The 21,057-nt window shown below is 52.3% G+C and carries 15 protein-coding genes and 2 tRNA genes; 8 read left to right on the top strand and 9 right to left on the bottom strand.

Translation table 11 applies throughout. The features are described 5' to 3' along the window. Positions 1 to 199 precede the first annotated feature (199 nt). A complete protein-coding gene (locus PLF13_02330) occupies positions 200 to 2,674 on the bottom strand; it encodes an ATP-binding protein (protein ID HOP06108.1) in 2,475 nt (824 codons plus the stop codon). A gap of 286 nt (positions 2,675 to 2,960) precedes the next feature. Here PLF13_02330 and PLF13_02325 point away from each other — a divergent pair. Then, positions 2,961 to 3,036 (top strand) — tRNA-Glu (locus PLF13_02325). A 152-nt stretch (positions 3,037 to 3,188) separates the two neighbouring features. Further along, positions 3,189 to 3,566: a CrcB family protein gene (locus tag PLF13_02320; GenBank protein ID HOP06107.1), complete on the top strand. Its 378-nt coding sequence runs from the start codon at positions 3,189 to 3,191 to the stop codon at positions 3,564 to 3,566. 206 nt (positions 3,567 to 3,772) lie between these two features. Here the strand turns inward: PLF13_02320 and PLF13_02315 are convergent, their stop codons facing one another. Beyond that, positions 3,773 to 4,330 carry a GNAT family protein gene (locus PLF13_02315; protein ID HOP06106.1) on the bottom strand — a complete coding sequence of 186 codons (558 nt, stop codon included), beginning with the start codon at positions 4,328 to 4,330 and terminating at the stop codon, positions 3,773 to 3,775. A 117-nt stretch (positions 4,331 to 4,447) separates the two neighbouring features. Here PLF13_02315 and PLF13_02310 point away from each other — a divergent pair, with 117 nt between their 5' ends. Then, complete coding sequence (locus tag PLF13_02310) at positions 4,448 to 4,792, top strand: hypothetical protein (GenBank protein HOP06105.1); 345 nt, start codon at positions 4,448 to 4,450, stop codon at positions 4,790 to 4,792. A gap of 39 nt (positions 4,793 to 4,831) precedes the next feature. Here the strand turns inward: PLF13_02310 and PLF13_02305 are convergent, their stop codons facing one another. Then, positions 4,832 to 5,989, bottom strand: a complete 1,158-nt coding sequence (locus tag PLF13_02305; GenBank protein HOP06104.1) for an MFS transporter — start codon at positions 5,987 to 5,989, stop codon at positions 4,832 to 4,834. A gap of 164 nt (positions 5,990 to 6,153) precedes the next feature. On the opposite strand from PLF13_02305, the gene PLF13_02300 reads away from it, so the two are divergent. The 3 genes from PLF13_02300 (at position 6,154) to PLF13_02290 (ending at position 11,135) form a co-directional block, all read left to right on the top strand. After that, a complete protein-coding gene (locus PLF13_02300) occupies positions 6,154 to 8,517 on the top strand; it encodes a TonB-dependent receptor (GenBank protein ID HOP06103.1) in 2,364 nt (787 codons plus the stop codon). 457 nt (positions 8,518 to 8,974) lie between these two features. Continuing rightward, complete coding sequence (locus tag PLF13_02295; protein ID HOP06102.1) at positions 8,975 to 10,180, top strand: 6-phosphofructokinase; 1,206 nt, start codon at positions 8,975 to 8,977, stop codon at positions 10,178 to 10,180. A gap of 178 nt (positions 10,181 to 10,358) precedes the next feature. After that, positions 10,359 to 11,135, top strand: a complete 777-nt coding sequence (locus PLF13_02290) for a response regulator (GenBank protein HOP06101.1) — start codon at positions 10,359 to 10,361, stop codon at positions 11,133 to 11,135. Here the strand turns inward: PLF13_02290 and PLF13_02285 are convergent, their stop codons facing one another. The 3 genes from PLF13_02285 to PLF13_02275 form a co-directional block, all read right to left on the bottom strand. Then, positions 11,136 to 11,594, bottom strand: a complete 459-nt coding sequence (locus PLF13_02285; protein HOP06100.1) for a DNA-deoxyinosine glycosylase — start codon at positions 11,592 to 11,594, stop codon at positions 11,136 to 11,138. A 72-nt stretch (positions 11,595 to 11,666) separates the two neighbouring features. Next, a tRNA-Ser gene (locus PLF13_02280) sits at positions 11,667 to 11,754 on the bottom strand. A 272-nt stretch (positions 11,755 to 12,026) separates the two neighbouring features. Beyond that, positions 12,027 to 13,253, bottom strand: a complete 1,227-nt coding sequence (locus tag PLF13_02275) for a right-handed parallel beta-helix repeat-containing protein (protein ID HOP06099.1) — start codon at positions 13,251 to 13,253, stop codon at positions 12,027 to 12,029. 117 nt (positions 13,254 to 13,370) lie between these two features. Between PLF13_02275 and PLF13_02270 the strand changes: the two genes are divergently transcribed. Then, the gene (locus tag PLF13_02270) at positions 13,371 to 14,507 is read left to right on the top strand and encodes a hypothetical protein (protein HOP06098.1); all 1,137 of its coding nucleotides are present in this window, start codon (positions 13,371 to 13,373) and stop codon (positions 14,505 to 14,507) included. Between the two features lie 57 nt (positions 14,508 to 14,564). Here the strand turns inward: PLF13_02270 and PLF13_02265 are convergent, their stop codons facing one another. Continuing rightward, complete coding sequence (locus tag PLF13_02265; GenBank protein HOP06097.1) at positions 14,565 to 17,513, bottom strand: S8/S53 family peptidase; 2,949 nt, start codon at positions 17,511 to 17,513, stop codon at positions 14,565 to 14,567. A gap of 327 nt (positions 17,514 to 17,840) precedes the next feature. Between PLF13_02265 and PLF13_02260 the strand changes: the two genes are divergently transcribed. Next, positions 17,841 to 18,356, top strand: a complete 516-nt coding sequence (locus PLF13_02260; GenBank protein ID HOP06096.1) for a DUF6125 family protein — start codon at positions 17,841 to 17,843, stop codon at positions 18,354 to 18,356. A 71-nt stretch (positions 18,357 to 18,427) separates the two neighbouring features. Here the strand turns inward: PLF13_02260 and PLF13_02255 are convergent, their stop codons facing one another. Together PLF13_02255 and PLF13_02250 are read right to left on the bottom strand one after the other, a co-directional pair. Next, on the bottom strand, positions 18,428 to 19,384 hold the full coding sequence (locus tag PLF13_02255) for an SDR family oxidoreductase (GenBank protein ID HOP06095.1): 957 nt from the start codon (positions 19,382 to 19,384) through the stop codon (positions 18,428 to 18,430). A gap of 213 nt (positions 19,385 to 19,597) precedes the next feature. Further along, positions 19,598 to 20,995 carry a sodium:alanine symporter family protein gene (locus PLF13_02250; protein HOP06094.1) on the bottom strand — a complete coding sequence of 466 codons (1,398 nt, stop codon included), beginning with the start codon at positions 20,993 to 20,995 and terminating at the stop codon, positions 19,598 to 19,600. Positions 20,996 to 21,057 lie beyond the last annotated feature (62 nt).

Below are 21,057 nucleotides of genomic sequence, written 5' to 3'. Positions count from 1 at the left end.
CGAACATCCTCCATGAAAGGGTTGTACCGCGAACGAACGGCCGGAGCATCTTCAAGTCAACTAAAAATACATGATCAATTCTTTTCTCCGTCCGCTATCTCTATCGTCGTGTGCTTCGCCAACAGAATCTACTTCAAAAAAAGATTTAAAATTAACCTGCGTCAACAATTAATCGCACACATCCACTACGACGGCTTCATTACTTCTTCGATGAGTTCAACGACGTATCGTTATTATCTCGTCCGAAATTCTGCGTAACGTAGGCCATCTCTACCAACTTGTCGTCTACGGCCGCGAGAACCGAGCCCTTGCTGAAACATCCGCTTGCGAGTCGTTTACCCGATTTGATGCCGGTGAGAATCTCGATCCCCTCGTCAATCGTTTTTACGGAGTAAATGTGGAACTTACCCGCCTTGATCGCATCGATGACATCCGGGCGAAGCAACAGGTCGTTGACGTTTTGATGCGGAATCATCACGCCCTGTTTGCCGGTTAGTTTGCGGGCAACGCAGACATCGTAGAAGCCCTCGATCTTCTCGTTGACACCGCCGATCGGTTGAATTTCGCCTTTCTGGTTGACCGAGCCGGTCACGGCGATGTCCTGGCGAATCGGTATCTCGGACAACGATGAGAGAATAGCGTAGATTTCAGTCGAAGACGCAGAGTCGCCGTCGACGCCCGAGTATGATTGCTCGAACGAGATCGATGCCGACATCACCAGCGGTTTGTCCTGAGCGAACGTCTGGCGCATGAAGCCGCCAAGAATGAGAACACCCTTGTTGTGAATCGGCCCGGAAAGTTCGGCCTCGCGCTCGATATTGATCACGCCGGCTTTCCCCAGCGAGGTAGCCACGGTGATGCGAGTAGGTCGACCGAAAGCATATTCACCGAGATTGTAAACCGAAAGACCGTTGATTTGCCCGACCGTGGCTCCCGTGGTGGACACCATGAGCGTTTCCTGATCATACATTTCCTGGATTTTATCCTCGACCAGGTTCACTCGTGAGCGTTTTTCCTGAATTGCCTGACGGACATCATCTCGTGAGACCATTTTATGGCGGCGACGCGAAGCTGAGAAGGAAGCCTCGCGAATGATATCGGAAAGGGCGGTGAAGCGGGTCGAGAGACGATCACGGCGACCGGTCAGGCGTCGGCCGTATTCGACCACCGCCTGCATCCCCGACAACTCGAACGGAAGAAGATGTTCGTTGCGCACGAGTTTCCCTACGAACTGGAAATAATCCTCGGAGCTGTGCTTGTCGAATTTCATCGAGCTGTCGAACTCGGCCTTGATCTTGAAGATTTTTTTGAAATCCTCATCCATGCGCCAGAGCAAATGATAGATCTCGGGTTCGCCGATCATCACCACCTTGACATCGAGGGGAATCGGTTCCGGTTTGATCCCGGAGCCGGCCATCATGTAAAACGGATCGTACCCGGCGATTTCAATTTCCTGATTGCGCAGAGCCCGTTTCAGGTGGATCCACATATTCGGTTCGGTGAGAAGATCCATGGCGTTGATCACGAGAAATCCGCCCGAAGCCACCAGTAACGATCCGGAGAAAATCCGCGTAAAATCGGTGCGCCAATAGCCGAAGCGGTCGACGACACGTTCCAGCGAGCCGAACAGGTTTTTATACGACGGTGATTTTTCGACAACAATCGGAACGTGAGTGGTTTCGGCATTATCGAGAATCAGGTTGACCTGAAACTCCTCGAACGGCTCCCGCTTTCGGAACGGCGGCGGTTCTTCTTCACCTCGCCGCGGTCGTGCCTCGTTGAATCGATCGATGTCCGAGGTCAACGCGTCCTGGACTTCATCGAGGTAATCCTGGATTTTCTGATCAGGATAGCGCTTGCGCAGAAGACCGACCTTATCGGCAATGAACGGCGTGATGATCGAGTCATCCAGTTTCTCCAGGGCAGCTTCCGCTTTACCCGAGAGTTTGCGTGATTCCAGGCTGGTGCTGTCGAACTCGCGCCTGAGGCTGTCCCATTGCCGCCGCAGTTCATCGAGGCGGGAGAGCGGGAATTTACCGTCGTTGGCCAGATGCTCCAGTTTATCGATCGAGGCCGGTTCACCGTCGATCAACGGCTGAATTTCGTTCCGGACAGTCATGCCCGCCTGCACCTGAACCATGACAAAACCGGCGGCATTGAGCTTTTCCTCGAAGGCGCGAATGAGTTTCTTCTGACGATTCTCGAACTCGCGCACGATCCGGCCGTGCTTCTCTTTGTAATCATCGCTGATGAAAATTTTCGGAACCGCTTTACGGATAGAGTTGATCAGATACTCCATATCCTTACGGAAACGGCGGCCGTCGCCCGCCTTGAACATCAGCACCCGGGGATTGTCTTCATTCTTGAAATTGTTGACGTAACAAACATCGTAAAGCTCCGGTGCGGCGTGGTCGAGTTGTTCGAGGAGATGTTTGATCGTCGTTGACCGACCGGTGCCGGCCAGACCGGTGACGAATACGTTGTATCCGGGAGACTTGACGGTCAGACCGGTTTGGATGGCGTTGATGGCTCGCTGTTGACCGATAATGCCGCAGCAGGGATCGATATCATCGCTGCTGCCGACGCCGCTCGGACGATAATCGACGGTATAATCAAGGTCCTTGAATTTGACTTCTTTGGATTTAAGGAAGCTTGCGCTCGATTTTACGGACATAGAGGCCTCCTGAAAGGGTTGTTGTTCGCTGCCTGTTATATGCGAAAGAAACCGTTCCGGGAAAAGGTAAAAACCTCACTCAACTCACCAAACGATTCCAGGCGCGATCTCAGCAACAGCGCTGCGAGCAACATCAGGCTGCCCGTTAAGTTGGATTAGGGCTCATCAACGCGAAACGACGGGGCTTGTCTCCGCTGCCGATTTTGGACCGTATATGTCCTCTTGACAAGCAGGAGATAATATGTATATTCAGCCACGCCTCGGACAGGAGGCGCGAAAAGTCTACGGCGGTATCGTCTAGTGGACTAGGACGGGTGGTTCTCAGCCATCAAACCGGGGTTCGATTCCCCGTACCGCTACCAAATAAAGCAGCCCGGTCTTTGCCGGGTTGTTTTGTTGAGCCTGCTTTTGGCTTGCCATAAAATGACTCGGACCATTTTCAGCAGCGATATCGGTACCGGTCCGGTATGCGTCAGGTTCAGGAACGAAAAGAGAGCGACACGATATGACAACCATGACCCAGAAACTGATCTACCTGGCCCTGGCCGGCGCTGCCGGTACCGTTGCCCGCTTCATTCTGGCTGAGATGGTGGTTCGCCTCGACGGGATTCCGGCTCGCTGGGGAACGATTGTTGTCAATCTCACCGGCTGTTTTCTGGCCGGTCTCGCCTGGACATTGTTCGAGCAACGCTGGCCCGGATCGGCAGAGATGCGGCTTTTGGTCATGGTCGGCTTCATGGGCGCTTTCACCACTTTTTCCGCTATCATTCTTGAGACTTCGGAACTGGTCCGTGCGGCTCAATGGATGTATGCCGCCGGACATGTGATTGCTCAGAACGGTCTCGGTTTCGCCGGGCTGTATGTTGGAGTGATGATCGGACGGCATATCTGAGCGGATGGATCCCGGCAGGTCCAAAGATGCACTTGCCGCGGGGATTGTTGACAAATCTAAGACAAGCCACGCCGCTACGCGATAAGGAATCCTAATCCCGCATAGCGGGCGGCCCTGTGTCGCCCGGATTACGATCGTGTCTTACTGAATAGCCGTGCGTATGACTTCCCTACGGTGCCAGTGCCTCGGTCAAGGATGCTTTGAATCTACCACTCACGGTCGGATAGAAGCAGCGAATAGATATAACCGTCGTGGAATTCCTTGTTGAAGAAATAATGGGAGCGAAGAATCCCATCGCGGTGGAAACCGAGTGATTCCAATAATGCCACCGTCCCTTTATTGAATGCCGCGGTCTGCGCATGAACCTTGTAAAGACCGCGATAGTCGAAAAGATAATCGGTCAGGATCATGATCGCTTCGGAGCCATAGCCGTTTTTGCGTTCATCCGGGTCGACAATCAATCCCAGTTCGGCTGAGCGATTGAGTGAGTTGAATCCGAAAAACCGCACTATACCGACCGGCATTTTATCTTTCTTACGGCAAATCGCGAATCTCTGCTCTGCATCGGTAATGTTGCGCGCCTTGAATCCTTCCATGAATTCAGCCGCGGTTCTGAGTATAAGTGGATGGCTGGACATTGATTGCGGTTCACTCAACGCTCTCCAGAGCCACATGTTTTCGAGGTCGGTCGGGGTGGCCGGACGAAGATAGACCTTGGCGCCGATCAGCGAAGGGGCCGCCGTGAGTTTGTCTTCATTGGACATGGTCGGATGCTCCTGTTGATTTCAACGTTAATGCTCTTGATATGGCTTGAAATGAGAGCGATTTCAACAATAATGTGGTTTGTTGACTTCCTCGAAGAAGAACCTTAGTTTTTCGTCATGAAGAAACAAATCTATCTGCTGCTGGCCTGTGTAGCCCTTTACTTCATCATTTCGGCTGCACTACAAGTCACCTATGGACCGTCTTACGGCTGGTTCGAGGGTGAGGACCATTGGGAGCCGGACGGACAAGGAGGCTGGGTGATGCATGGACACCCCGCTAAACCGATGCCGACCGAGCCAAGTGTTTATATCCCCATTATCCTGCTTTATCTGCCGGTATTTGTGCCGGGATTGTTGCTGGCTTTGTTTTTATTCACGCCGCTGTCGCGTAAATTGGAGACACCTCGTCCTCAGGAACAGGAAGAGGAACCGGCAATTCCGACGGATGATCCCGGAGAGTAAACAGAAGACAATAGATGCAAAGGCCGACAGTCTCCGCACCTACTGAGTTTTTACCGTTTCGGGTGTGCCGTTCTTCGGAACACGCAGGGCAAATAGCATATCAATGAACACGATCGTCGCTCCGGCCACGAAAGTGACCTGGTGGCCGAAAGCATTCCAGGCCATACCGCCGACCACCGGTATAATCACGGCGGTGATATGATTGGCGGTCGAGCCGAACGAAAGACAACCGGTCAAATCCTCCGGGGTGGAAATTTTACGCAGATATGATTTGATCGCAATCGATGATCCGAACAACATGTTGTCGACCAGATAGAACGAAATCAGAATCGGCAAAAAAGACACCCAGGCATAACCAAGAAAGATAAACACCAGCAGGAAAGAGCAACTCACCAAAACGATTCGTTCTCCGAGTCGATCACTCAAACTTCCAATCCAGCGATTGGTAAATACGGTAATCACGTTGTTGGCGAGCATAAGCATCGAAATCGCCGTTATATCCAGACCGTGGTTTTTGACCAACAGGAAAATGGCGAAAGTGGTGAAGATATGCCGTCGACAGCCGCGCAGAAACGACAGGGTATAATAAAGCCAGTATTTCTTTTTCAGGTGCATCTTGCGCTTTTCGCTGTCGGCTCGGTTGGCCGGCAGCGCCAGGACAAGATAAAGACCCACCAATGCCACAGCGCCGCCAATCAGATAGAACGTCACGCGGTAATCAAGAAACAACGTCAACAACAGAATCAGGCACGCCCCGATCAGTCCGGCCATTGACTCGAATGAAGCTAATTTCCCCTGCGCCCGCCCCAATTCTTCGCTACGCGCGAGTATGAGCAGTTGCGATGAGTTGGTTGGCTCGAAATAATGAAAACCTAACGACATCAGCACTGTCGCCACTCCCAACATGACCAGCGAGGGAGCCAGCCCGCACAACAACAGCCCCAGACCGACTGTCACGATCGACAGACCGACAATACGCGATTCAGTCAGATATAACGCCAGCGCTCCGACACCGAAGGCGAGTAAACCGGGAATTTCGCGAGCGGCCTGAATGATGCCGACATCGGTGGCGGTGGCCTCAAAGGTATCTACGGCGAAGTTGTTGAACATGATCCGCCAGGCATAAAAACCCACCCATACGGTCATAGAAGATAGAGTGACCGTAAAAACCGAGACTTTCTTGATACCTAGCGCCATTATCTTTCGAAGATAGCAGAAAAAAAGAAACTGACTATTGAAAAAATCTCGGCTCTCGCTCGGGACTGCTTGTTTTGCCGATCTCTTTTGCATTTCTTGAAGTTTATTGAACTAAACCGATCCGCATGCGTCACTGATATACCAATACCGCCTAAGGAGGATATTTGTCTCGCTACCCTCGCAGGCTTGAAGTTTGGCCGTTGTGGATTCTGATCATCCTCGTCTGGTGTGTGTCCCCGGTTCAGGGAAAACCATCTTCACAAGGCGGTGTGATTACCGGACAGGTCAGTGATTCACTCGACAATGAGCCGTTGAGTGGGGCGTCGGTAGCCTTGGTCGATCACTATAGCGGTACGATAGCGGATGACAACGGCCGCTTTATCCTCCGTAAATTAACTCCGGGAATATATCGACTCCAAATAAGTCAGGTCGGTTACGAGACAGCAATAGTCGACAGCCTCGTTCTATTGAGTGGAGATACGCTCCGGATTACCTGTCGCCTGAACCGAAAACCGATTAAGCTGTCAAATATCACCGTTGCTCCCGGAACATACGGCATCATGGAGCAGACACCGACTACCAGCACCGGCATGACTCGGGATCATATCGAGACCATACCACACTTCGGTGAGGACCTTTATCGAGCGATTAAGCGACTTCCGGGAATTTCGAGTGGTGAGTATTCAACTCGTTTTAAGGTCCGAGGTGGCAATTACGATGAAGTGCTGGTCACCCTGGACGGACTTCGTCTTTACGAGCCTTTTCACCTGAAAGATGTCGACGGCGGGGCATTGAGTATTATCGACATCGGAGCGGTGGATGATGTCGAGATAATGACGGGCGGCTTCGGAGCGAACTATGGTGATGCAATGAGCGGCGTGTTGACCATTGATTCCCGACGTCCCCGCCATGATGACCCCAGGTATACGGCGGGATTGAGTTTATTTAATGCTCGGTTACTAGCCGATGGATTCTATGCCGACGGTCGGGGAGAATGGCTGGTCGCAGCGCGGCGCGGGTATTTCGATCTGGCTCTGCAGCTTGCGGGTGAGGATGATGATATCAGCCCGGTCTACTATGACCTATTCGCTAAAACTCGCTATCAAATCAGCGGAAATCATATCCTGAGTGTCCATGCCCTCCATGCCGGAGACAGGTTGGAGTATTTTTATACCGATAATGATGCCGACAGCTTGTTCGCGGACTGGAACAACAGTTATCTCTGGGCTACGTTACACTCACAGCTCGGGAAAAGAATCAGCGTTTTCAATCTGGTGGGAGCGGGATATTTCGACCATGAACGACACGGGCAGGGGTACAATGAAAGTTACGGCTATGCGTTGTATCGAATCAGGGATGCCGAAGACTGCCACATGGCGGCTGCCCGTTCCGACTGGCAATGGGACCTCTCCGATAAAATTCTCCTGAGCTGGGGAGGTGAGTATCATTATCTAGGCGCTGATTTCGATTACCTCGAAGAAAGGCTTTACAATCGTGGGGCTTTTATTGATACAACCCATGTCTTTCTTGAGCGTTCGGGACGTCGGTATGCTGCTTATTTAACCGGTCGCCGGCGCTTTAAGGAAGCACTGACCCTGGAACTAGGTGGAAGGTACGACCATGCTACTCACACCGGCGGAGAACACTTATCACCGAGAGCTAATGTCAGTTACGAGTTGTCCAGTAATACGAGCCTGAGACTTGGCTGGGGTTATTTTTACCAGAGTCAGGAAGTGAGTGATCTGGAAGTACCCGATGGCGACACCCTGTATTCTCCCGATGAACGAGCCGAACATTTTGTCGCCGGTTGTCAATGGGAACCACGGCCGGGATACATGCTGCGATTCGAGGCATACTATAAACGCTATCACAATCCACGCTCTGAATTCCGGAACCTGTACGAGAATCTTCACATGTTTCCGGAAGCAGAATGGGACAGAGTCTACGTGACCAGATCCGCGGCTCGGGCACGCGGTGTTGAGTTGTTTTTCAGCAGGGACAACGGCGGTAAACTGGCCTGGTGGCTCAGTTATGCCTACGCACGGGCTGAGGATGATATCGAACAGGTGAATTACAATGGATCAATCCAGGACTACGGTCAAACAGTGCCGTCGTTACAGGATCAGGAACACACTCTTCATCTTGACCTGGCTTACCGTCCGACCGGTCGCTGGCAAATCAATCTCGCCTTTGCCTATCATACCGGCTGGCCATACTCCAGTCGCAGCCTGATCGTACAGACCGATCAGTACGGACGGCCGTATGCTTATCGAACTCAACCCCAGTATTGGGACAGCCGCGTTGATTATTACCAGCGGATCGACATTCGCGTGAATCGTCATTTCAATCTCTCCCGAGGGCGACTGACCGCTTTTGCCGAGCTGATAAACGTTTTTGACCGGGACAACTTGCGCTGTTATTACACCGATATGGAGTGCGCCAACCACGAGTGTTATCTTGTTATGAAACCTCAATACTGGTTCGGTCGACTGCCCTCGTTCGGTATAACCTATAGCTGGGATTTTTAATACCTGTCGTAGCAATTGAAGAGTTATGATGGAAACCATCCCGGCAGATAGAGATATCTCGCCGCAATCCATTATAAAACAATAAGTTAGCTTGCGGGAGTGTTGTGCGGTTAAGGACTCCAACGCCGCATAACAAGTGGCTTTGTGTCGACTGTATTACCGTTGTGTCCGGAACTTCGGTGCGGGCGTATGGCTTTTCAACAAACCCAAAGGCATGGTATTTACGTTTCATTTCTATTGCACGGTTTCCTTTGACCTGCCGTAACGGATTAATTATCTTAAGAGTCTGGCCTTCAGGAACCGTATCGGTTGACCGATACTTCGAGTCGAACGAATGCCTCAAATAGACCGACCCGCGATGAAACCTCGCAACCGGTAAAATCGTTCCTGTAAGGAGTATAAGGACAATCCGGATCGTTGAATGATCCGATTAGATAAGACCTACGGAGGTGCCTAAGTGGCTAACGTCAAGAAGACAAAAGGTGTGATCGGGATTTTAACCGGCGGTGGTGATGTCCCCGGTTTGAATCCTGCTATTCGGGCGGTGACGATCAGAGCACTGCGCGAGGGATACCAGGTAATTGGGATTCGTCGTGGTTGGGCCGGCACGATCGATATTGTTCGAGATAAAAAGGCCGACAACAGCCATTGCATCCAGGTGCTGACCGAGGAAATCGTCAATAAAGCCGGTCGAACCGGCGGGACTTTTCTGCATTCATCGCGGACCCATCCCGGCCATGTACCGAAATCACGGATTCCGGATCATCTCAAGGACAAATACACGGATGAGTTAAACGACATGACCCCCGAGGTGATCAAGAATCTGGATTTTCTCGGTATCGACTATTTAATCCCTATCGGCGGCGATGATACGCTCAGTTACGGTGTTCATCTTTTCCGGGAAGGTGTCAAGGTGGTGGCAATACCGAAAACCATGGACAACGATGTCCCCGGCACCGATTATTGCATCGGCTTTTCCACCTGCGTGACACGTACGATCCAGATGACCCACAGCCTGCGTACCTCGGCCGGTTCTCATGAGCGGATTCTGGTGTTGGAAGTTTTCGGCCGTTATGCCGGTTTCACGGCAATGTTGCCGACCATGGCCGGCGCCGCCAACCGCTGTGTAATTCCGGAATACAAGTTCGACATTGGACTCCTGACCGACCTGCTCTGTGCCGATCGACGCAACAATCCGAGCAAGTATTCGGTGGTGCTGGTTAGCGAAGGCGCCATCTTCGAGGGCTCGGAGATGATTTTCCAGGATCAGACTACCGATGCCTACGGTCATAAAAAATTGGGCGGTATCGGAGATTTGGTATCCGCTGAAATCAAGGAATTGTCACCCAAGTATAACTGTGGCCGACCGGTCAATCTCATCACTCAGAAACTGGGATATCTGGTGCGCGGCGGTGATCCGGACGCAATCGACTCGATCGTTCCAATGGCCTACGGCAACCTGGCTCTGGATCTGCTGTTATCCGGTGTTCACGGGCGACTGGTGGTACTCAAGAACGGTCGTTACGACAATGTCCCGATTGAAGTCGTAACCAGTTCGAAGAAGTTCGTCAATGTCGAGCGTCATTATAACACCGAGCGACTTCGCCCGCATTATAAGAGCTTTGAAATGCAGCCGCTGTTTATCATGACTTCAGAAAAATAGCGTCTGTGTTTCGATCGCAACCTTTCAAGCGTCGACTTCTAAAGCCGGCGCTTTTTTTATCCGGATCGGCCATGATTTCTGAAAGCCCTTGCCCTAAAGCAACATCCGGCTTATGTCGACACTCCAATAAGACATAGTTTGACCTCATGATACGGATATCACACGGAGACGGACTTACATGGTGATCCTTTTGGTAGCGGAACCGACCGGCGTTTGGTGCGACTTGCGAGATAAGCTCGACGCCGCTGGACACATTATTCTACAAACACCGAACTGCAGCCTGGCCCGTAAGGAGCTGGATCGACGAGTCGAGATTGATCTGGTCATTGTCGATGCCGGCGAATTCGGTCGGCGCGGCATGGACTTCATCAAATGGATCAAGGGTAATCCTCGCTATCAACCCATCCCCGTAATCATGGCCGGGACATCGTTCGATGAAGGAACACTCAGTCATTATATCGAGCTGGGGGTGAATGACATCATCCTGCTTCCGGTGCAGGCGGCGACACTCGACGCCAAACTGGCCAAGGCTCGCGCCACCGGCAAGAGAACGGTTTTAGTCGTCGACGACGAACCGGTTATTGTCGAAGTGCTTAAAGAGTTCCTCGAGTTGGAACGTTACCGGGTTCTCACCGCCGGAGACGCCGAAAGCGCCCTGGAATTGCTGGAAGAGGAAATGGTCGATGTCGTGGTGTCGGATATCATGTTGCCCGGCATGCAGGGAACCGAGTTGTTGATCGAGGTGAAACGCAAGTACAATCCGATGCCGGTAATTCTGATCACGGGTTGCTCCAAACAGGCCGCACCGCGACGAGCGATAGAAACCGGCGCTGATGGATATTTCGCCAAGCCGTTTCATAACAAGGACCTCGCTTTCACCCTGCGAAAGGTTCTTTTACAATACGACAACCGTCGCCGCTCGGCATCGGTGGCTCCCCCATCCGTTCCATCCTGATCAGCGCAGAAACAAGGCAAGACTGCGCCATTGTCGCAGGCGTTGACGGTCACGCCCGGCATTGGCGCTGCTCGAGGAGAGCAGTGTAAGCGTTCGATATCCCATCTCTTCAATCGTTTTTCGTTGGGAGGCGGCTTTGAGGCCGTTGAAACAGACCACTTGTAATTGTGGACAACGGTCCTTGAGAACGGTGAAATCGTTCAGCGTCGAAGTTTTGATGCTGCTGTCGGCGGAACCCTGACGTTGCCCCCGAGCGTAGATATCCCACAAACCGATACCGCGTTCTAGCAGTGTCTCGATTTTTACCTCATAAGAGATATGATGAATTTCGCGACCGATTGCCGTTCCGATCAGATACCAGAAACGATTTTGTTTATTGCCGTAGTATTCCTGTTTTCGGATCGACTCATCCGATGGGAGCGACCCGAGAATAAGCAACCGGGTGCGCCTGTCGATCACCGGCGGCAAACCTGTCTTAGCATTATTCGGGGAAATAATCACGTCTTATGCCATACAATATCGGCTTGATTATGGCGGAGGAGGTAGGATTCGAACCCACGGTACCTTTCGGCACAACGGTTTTCAAGACCGCCGCTTTCGACCACTCAGCCACTCCTCCGGCAAAGACGATTGCGGTGAAACAGATCAGCGCCTCTCAATGAAAGGCTAAATCCACTCACCGACCGGTAAATAGTGTCTAATTGGCTGGAAATTGTCAAGGCAATAGTGCTGTAGGATGAATCCTCAGTTGTAGGACAGGTCTCCCCGAGACTTGCCAAGGAATCTTGACATATTTGTTTCCCCACCCGTGGACGAGTTGGCTACCGGACGAGATATGGGGCAGACGAGGACGTCTGCCGCCCACCATCATCACGCGCCGTTCAAACAAAATCAATTCTCAATGTCCGGCACGTGCCAGGCCTGAGGACCGCCGTAAAGACCGATATGCGAGCGGGTGCCGTCGGGATTGTAGATGGTGGAGTCACCGGCATTGATGCCCGGTGATCCGGGTTGAAGGCGATAATCGTTCTCTCCGGCAAACATGGGATCATTACCGAGGTTGCCGTTGAAACCCTTTTGATCCCAGATATCGCGGTATTCACCCTCCTTGTTGCCGAAAACGATGTTGTTGGAGAACTGCCATTTGGCCCAGTCGCCATAATTCCATACTCCGACACAGGGGCAGACCCATTCTTTACGCCAGCCGTTGTCGGTAACGATATTATTGACGATACGGCCGCGGCATTCGGTCGACCAGGGAGCGATACCGCAGTTGCCGTTATGATGAACGACATTGTTGGCAATATCCATATATGACTGGCCGGTAGCGATAATGCCCCAGCCAAGGTTGTCGTGGACGAGATTGTTGCGGGCAGCGACCCAGGAAGTGCCGAACGCACCTATCCCTTTCCAATAACCGGTCACCTCGTTGCGATAGGCGAGACAGGTAGCATCCCAGGTAACGCCGATTCCGGCGCCGCGACCATCCTTGATCAGGCAGTCGGTGACAATCGCCGTCGCGCCGCGATAAAGGGCGAGACCATCCCAACTATTATTGACCAGACGACAATGATCGATCATCAAGTTAGCCCCCTCGCGCCCCACGATACCGCCGATCCCCACCACTACCGATGAATCCTCGTGGCGATGGTCGTTGTCAATGATGTTGACCTCGCGGATACAAACCTGCGAGCGCCGCACTACCAGCGCACCGTCGGTGGCGTTGCCGTCGTGATCGCGAAGACCCCCGGTGATAGTCAGATTCCGGATTTCTGTCGTAGGGGAGTTGTTTATGAACAGGCCGTAACCGGCGTTGGTGACCAGAACCGTACCCTCCCGATCTTTGCCTATCAGTACAAGCGACTTATTCTCAACGATAAAGCCATACGTAGCGATTACCTCGGTCCGTGGATCGAGACAATTGCCGCAGGTGGAATCGACCAACGGTGATGGTTTAGCCTCGAAAACCTTGGTCCCGAGCAGCAGAGTATCGCCGTCCTGGGCATAGTTGATAACGGACTGAAGGTCGGAACCGCGTTCGACCGTCAGAGTGGCCGCCGTGAGCGATGCTGTCGCCACGAACGCAAGAAAGACAACAAGGGTGGTATGGATTCTCATAATGGTTCTAATTACAATAGCAAACGGTGTTAATTCAAGGAAAATATCACTGACCGATCGCCGGATTCAGATGACTGCTGAGGTTGACGGGAGGGTAAAACTATCTATATTGTAAGCATGCTGTCACCTCAAGCGGGAGATATTCGTCACGGGCAGCGTGTTGCGTTGTTGATCTCGCGTCAACCGATGCGCCCCTGCGGAAAAACAACCTGGGTGCGTCAAACCGTTGCCGCTCTGGAGTGGGTGCGTAAATGCGGTTTGACCGTGATAAGCTCAATCGGCGTAGCGGGCTGGGATCTTATAACTACCGCCGCAAGTGAAATGAGTATTCCATTACAACTCTACTTAATTCCCGGTGCCGATGATTGGGATGGCTTTTGCGCTCAAGTTGCCCATGACTTCAGACTGAACACCGAACGAACGCAATACATCCCGGTTCATCCGGTCAGGACCGGCGGTGACCACCGAACCCTCATGCAGCTTCGCGATCTTCTGGTTGTCGAGGCGGCCGATCTTCTTGTTCCGATTGCTATCAGCGACAAAGGCTCAATGAAGAACCGGCTGGAAAAGGCCCGCGCAAAAGAGATAGCAGTCGATGAGCGTTTCCTCTGTGAGGCCTCCGTTTCACCCGCACCGATCGGCTATGTTGTCGACCCGACCCAACTCACCAACGAGGCAAGGAAGATGACAAGAGACTATTATGTACATTGGACACGCGCCAATAATGGTCCCTGGCCGGATGAGCACTCGGCTGATTATTGGCATGCCGTTGTTCGTTCCCAATCGTACCCTCGATCCGGATATGAAACACTGCGACATATTGTCACCACCGGGCGAATTATCGCCTCCTCACGGCACATGAGAAACGGTATTGCGACCGTTGGATTTTCCGATCTGCCCCCGGACAAAGCCGCCGGTTTGATGCGCTATCGGTCGCGTTACCGGGAAATGTCGTTTGAGCCTTACGGTGTCGGGATTAGGAAAACTGCGGGAAAACAACTCGGCCTCGAGCCGGTGTGCTATATGACCAATGACGAGAACGTCAACGATCCTGTTGACCTCTGGCGGTATCAGTCACAAGGTCAAAAAAGCGATTGGCGTCGAGAGAGTGAATACCGTGCCCGCGGTGATGTCAATTTGAATCGCCTGGAAAAAGATGATCTGGTTCTGTTCACGCGTTTTCGCTCAGAGGCAAATGCTCTGGCTGGTAATACCGGTCTGTGTACGATTCCCTTTTTTGAAAACCCCGTCTGAACGACAAAGGCCGCTGTCTTTAACGGACAGCGGCCTTATCGATAAATCAGTCTTGTTCTATTTTAACAGCATCATCTTACGACTGGCGCTGAAGGTGTCGGTTGTCAGTTTGTAAAGGTACACACCGGAAGCCAGATCGGAGCCGTCGAACTCGATCTCAACTTTACCTATTCGAGCGGTGCCGTCGAACTGCTTGACCACCTGGCCGGCAATGTTATAAACGGTCAGCTCATAGTCCCCTGCTTTGGCCATTTCAAACGATATCAACGTCGTCGGATTGAACGGATTCGGATAGTTCTGCGACAGGGTGAAACTGCCCGGCAAAACTCCATCGTTGGGATCGTCCACATCGGTCGGAATCTGATCATAGGCGGCACGGGCGCGGGTGGCGACATCGTACATACCGTTGAGGTCGTCGGCTGCCATGATGGCGAAGGCCACCGTGTCGGACTGACCCGGAGCAAGGTTCAATGGCTGCGCCGCGATCATCTGTATCAGATCGTTGGTTGTGGTTTTGTAGGTATTAGCTGAAACAAAGCTGTTTTTTAGGGAGTTGTATTTTTCCAATTCGGTGAAACCATCACCAAAAGAGACCAAATCACCGGTCTCCGTCATCGCCGTAGCGGTCCCACCCTGAAGAACGGTTGTGGCGCGGAAGTCCGAATAAACATCGTACGGTTTATAAGCGGTCCAGAGGAACTCGCCGGTGGAATCCCAGCCGCCGCTGTTTTTGTTATACAAGACGACATCCCAGTCGGTAAACAGACCGACATAGATGCCGCCGACGGTTGTAAGCTTATTGGTATTGGTGATGATATAACGTAGAATGATGAAGTCGTCATTGGGATAGTCGCCCCAGGCATAGCTGTATTGCTCGACCAGTACACCCAGCGGATGGGTTGCTCTTGAATCATCGAAGCGACAGTGAGATTCCTGGTCGGAGTTAGCTCCCGGTTCGGCCATACCAATACTGCCGTCCGGTACGAGACCGAAATCGGAATCCAGATCACCGGAGGTGTTGAGGAGACCATCCGACACTGTCGTAGCGCCATTGCCGATTACCAAACCGCATTGATACAACTCGTTGTCCGAGCCGTCAAAAGAGAAACCAGCGCCACCTGCCGGATACAAAGAGCCGTAGGCAAGTCCCATCGCACCGTAGTTTGAGATCGAGAAATCGATCCGGCCGACATCGTGTGTCACGAACCAGCGCTCACTGGCTGGAGTGACCTGGAAGAACAGATTGACGGTCTCGCTGTAGCTGATACCGGTGATGGTCAACGGCAGCGATAAAAGAGTGCCGATCGTGACGGTATCGGAAACCACGATACGGAACTCGTTCAAGGCGCTCACTGTATCGCCCGCGTTGATCGTGCCGATGTACGAATTGCCGTGCAATACGGTCAGCGAGGGATCACTGCCGGTGATGTTGATCGAAACATCGTACGCCCTCGATCCAAGGTTCTCCAGAACCACCTTACCGACGACAGTGTCGCCGGGACTGATCGGATCATGGGGAAATGAATAAACACGCAGACTCGGAGCGGTGTGCGACGAAGATATTTTCGAGAGTGCGGCGAGACAGTCGATCATGCCCCAGCCGTAGTCGTAGTTCGGGAAAGAGGGGCTGCCGCTAACATCCTGATTGCAGGAAGTCAGAATGGCGGTCTTGATCTCGGCTACCGAGGCATCCGGATTTTTCTGCCGCAGCAACGCTACCAGTCCGGAAACCTGCGGAGCGGCCATGGAGGTGCCGCTCAAGGTGGCATAACGGTCCCCCGGGATAGAGGAAAGAACCAAATACCCCGGCGCAACCACATTGGGTTTGACGGCCCCGTTGCAATCGGACGGCCCGCGTGATGATTTGTACCAGATTTCCAGCGGGCTGGTCAGGATATCAACGGCACCGACGGCAAAGCAATCTATGGAGTCGATAGCGCGGTTGGCAGGATTCCGTATACTTTCGTAAGTGTTCCCGGCGCCGTCGTTTCCGGCCGAGAAGATATTGACGATACCGAGACTTTCGGTGTAGTCGATCATATCGTAGAAGATATTCTCACAGCCGATACCCGCTACCCCCCAACTGTGGTTGATCACATCAGGAACATCGGAAACGGTATTAAAATCACCGTCCGGATTGGCGGCCCATTCAAAAGCGTCAATAATTGAGACACCGGCGATATCAATAACCGCAGCGGAAATCCATTCGGCATCCGGAGCTACGCCGACAGTGTCGCCGGTAGCATCGTCGTGACCAACCATCAAGCCCATCGTATGAGTACCGTGCGTAGGGTTGCAATCGGACTTGCCGCAGTCAGGTATGGTTGTCGGAGTAGCCAGGGCGTCAGTCCGGGGAAAAAACCAGGCCGCGGCATAGTTGCCGTCGTTGCCGCGCCAGGATGAACTCAGAGCCGGATGATCACCGTCGACACCGGTGTCGAACGAACAAACCAGTCGTCCCGCACCGGTATATCCCTGTGCCCAGGCAAGGTCGGCGTTAATGGCGATCAGATTGTTGGTTACCGTGGAGGCATCAGTAGACATCGATGGGGCAACCTGAGGCTCTTCCGGTTCAATGAGACTGATGCTGGGAGCGGCATAGATTGTTTCGATGTTCGGATCGGAAGCCAATTGCTCGATTTCTTCGCGAGTTAGCTCCGTCTCCACGATATTGACCAGCCAGTGCCCTTTAATCTGCCCTACCTTGCCTTGTGTTTTAAGCGTCTGCAGACGTTCCATTACCGGAGTCTGTGAGATACTGTGGTTGCGTTCGAGTTCACGGCGCATGGCCTGAAAACGACCGACGCGAGTGGTGTTATCGGAGGCGGCAACAGACAGCATCTCAGCTTTCGGAGTCGCCAATACCGGGCGAATCCAGACACTTATGAGCTCATTCTGATCGGCCGTCGCCAGTTGGGACTGAAGATCCGGGCCAATGTTTCCGGCCATCAAAGAACCGGCCAGTATTAAAAGACTGATTATCGTAGAAACGGTTATTTTTGCCATTATATCTCCATGTTGTTGACGAACGTATCTATCAGTATGTCCAATCCGAGCGAAAACCATGCCGCCCGGCGAGCTTGATTGACTATCTTAACTTATTGTTTGGCAATCTCTTACGGGAGCGAATTAAGACCGCATAAAAGCCCCCTGACAGATCAGTCAGATATTGCGCAAACCTTTTCAAGCTCTTTGACTTAGCCTTTTGGATATTGATTTGACCAACATCCTCAAAAAGCTTGTCAAAAGCGAAGATATTGCAAACTTTGGGTTTTGTAAATAGGTCAATACAGAATTGGCTGTTGGACTACGAACGCTAACCGGGGACCGACAATGAGCATGGATCAAATAAAGAGTCTTAGTCGTGAAAAATTAGAGGGAATGCTTGAGGATTTTGCCAAGAATTGGCTGGCTCATGACGGCTTATGGTTTCAGGCAGTCGAACGCCACCACGGCCTGGAAGAAGCTATCGAGCTGGACACTGAAGCCTGGGAGCGGTTTACCGTCATTGAGGCCAAAAGGATCATGAAACGCCACGACATCGCTGAGAACAGCGGCCTGGAGGGACTCAAGAAGGCGCTCGGATATCGGCTGTACGGGGTGTTGAATGAACAGGAAATCCGTCACGAGACTGATAATTCGTTCGAGTTTTTCATGATTGACTGTCGCGTGCAGTCGGCCCGTCGGCGCAAACAGATGGCGCTTTTTCCCTGTAAATCAGTAGGTCTGGTGGAATACGGCAAATTCGCGGAAACAATCGACCCGCGTATTAAAACGGAGTGCATTGGTTGTCCTCCGGATGAAAACGCCGGAAAAGAATTTTACTGCGGCTGGCGTTTTACGATATAGAAATCCCGTACAAAAAAAAACCGTCCGAACCAGGTTCGGGCGGTTTGATCGTCTTATGGCAATTACTCGCCTCAGGCAGGTTTCCCTGCCGGATCCGTAACCGATTGAGTTTTGAACCACGCAACCGTTTTCTTGAGGCCTTCGGCGAAATCCACGGTCGGTTTATAACCGAACGCTTTCAGCTTGTCGATCGAAGCAAACGAATGCTTGATATCGCCCTGGCGCTCCTCGGCGTAGTTGGCCGGAGTATCGACCCCGATGATTTTCCGGAGCTGGTCGAGCAGATCGTTGAGTGTGAACTGCCCGCCACAGGCGACATTGAAATGATCGCCGCAGATAGCATTGTTGGTGGCTGCGAGGATATTGGCCTGGACGGCGTTGTCGATATACGTGAAATCGCGCGACTGTTCACCGTCACCGAAAACGGTTGGTTGTTTGCCGGTCAAAAAGGCGGTAATAAACTTCGGCACCACCGCGGCGTATTCACTGCCGGGGTCCTGACGCGGACCGAAAATGTTAAAATAGCGCAACGCAACGGTCGGGAAGTTATAAAGCTGCCAGAAAACTTTGAGATAATACTCGTTGGTAATCTTGGTAACGGCATAAGGAGAAAGCGGACTGGGGACCATCGCTTCATGTTTCGGGAGTTCTTCGGATTCACCGTAAACCGATGAAGAGGAGGCCATGACGAACTTCTTTACCCCGGCGTCGCGGGCGGCCTGAAGCAGGTTCAGAGTGCCGTCGATATTGACCGCATTCGAGGTCAGCGGATTCTTGACCGAACGTGGCACCGAAGGCAGAGCGGCCTGATGCAACACGTAGTCGATTTCACGAACAGCCTGGACCACGGTCCAATAGTCGCGAATATCTCCTTCCATTACGTCCACGGAATCCGGCAGAGCAGCGATATTCTCGGACCGACCCGATGAGAAATTATCTAAAATCCGCACCTGTTCGCCCATTTCCGCGAGTTTCGTGGCCAGGTTGGACCCGATGAATCCGGCGCCGCCGGTAACGAGATACCTCATAAGCTCTATTATCCTCTTAAGTTATTGTCCTTCAGTTTATCTATCGGCTGACCGGACGATTCCTCAAGCCCGGTCGAGTATACCTGTCAAAATGTGGCTCTGTCAATGATGTAGTCTGCGGCTCCTCAGCCCGGCGTCTCACAAACGTAAAGGATCTTGGAAAAGAATGTACCCGGTGTCAGGCCGGGTCCGTTAATTAGTCGAAGATTGTTATCAACGGAACGGCTTATGCAGCCCCCGGGCTTTTTCGTCCATGTATTTCCTGGTCATAGCGGCCATTACGCCTGATAATCCTATCAGGGCAACCAGGTTCGGGAAAGCCATCAGGCCGTTGGCCATATCTGAGAAATCCCAAACCGCCTGGATCTTAAGCACCGCCCCGAGGAAAATGAACAACACGTAAATCCAACGGTAGTACCGTTTGGCGCCTGTGCCCAAAACGTATTCGATTCCCTTCTCTCCGTAATATGACCAGCTTAATGAAGTAGAATAACCGAATAGCAAAACCGCCAGGACAACCATCCAGCGGCCGAATTCACCGAGTGAATTCTGGAATCCCGCCATGGTCAGAGAAACACCCTGGGTGTTGGGATCAAGCCCCCATTGACCGGTAGAAAGAATCACCAGGGCAGTCATGGTACAAATAACGATAGTGTCGATAAACGGCCCCAGCATAGCCACGAGTCCCTCGCGTACCGGTTCCTCGACTTTGGCGGTAGAGTGCGCCATGGGAGCGGAACCGAGCCCCGATTCATTCGAGAACAGGCCGCGCCTAAGCCCGTGCTGTATCGTAAACCAGACACCGGCTCCGGCAAAACCTCCTGCCGCGGCAGTCGGATTGAAAGCGAAAAAGAATATCGATTGCAGACAGGGGATGAGCCGATCGTAATTGATAGCCAGCACGATCAGAGCGGAACCGACATAAGCAACCGACATGAATGGGACCAGGTAGGAAGCAACGCTTCCAATTCGTTTGATCCCGCCGATAATCACCAGCGCTACCAGACCGGCCAGGATGAGACCGATAATGATGCGAACAATTGTCTCTGATCCCGAGCCAATCCCGAATGCTTCTATGATCGAATGAGCAATGGTATTGGACTGGGCCATGTTGCCGCATCCGAATGCAGCAAAGGCCGTACATACGGCAAACATATAAGCCAGGGGCCGGAGTGATTTACTCATGCCAAGTTCGATGAAATACATCGGACCGCCGCGTACGTTGCCGTCGGGATCGATCTTGCGAAATTTGATGGCCAGCGTACACGAGGTGTATTTCAGAGCCATACCGAACAGAGCCGATATCCACATCCAGAAAATCGCCCCAGGTCCCCCAAAATAAAGGGCAATGGCCACACCACTGATGTTGCCGATACCGATTGTGGCCGAAAGAGCAGCGCAAAGCGCCTGGAAATGAGTCAACTGCCCTTGATGGGCCGGGTCGTCATATTTCCCGCTGACTATGGCTAAACCGTGGGCAAATCCTCTTATCTGTATGGCGCCCAACCTGATAGTAAGAAATATCCCCGTCCCCAGCAGGAGCATTGCAAAATATGGTTCACCCCAGATCCAGTTGGCTGCCGTACTCAGAAGGTGATTGATCGTTTGCATATATCAGGTTAATAGGCAACAGCGATGGCTAAGGCAAGTAAAAATCGGCTTAGGACTACCGA

It is taken from the genome of Candidatus Zixiibacteriota bacterium, assembly GCA_035380245.1.
In the GTDB taxonomy this organism is placed as follows: Bacteria; Zixibacteria; MSB-5A5; order GN15; family FEB-12; genus DAOSXA01.
This window is presented reverse-complemented; position numbering and strand designations above follow the sequence as displayed.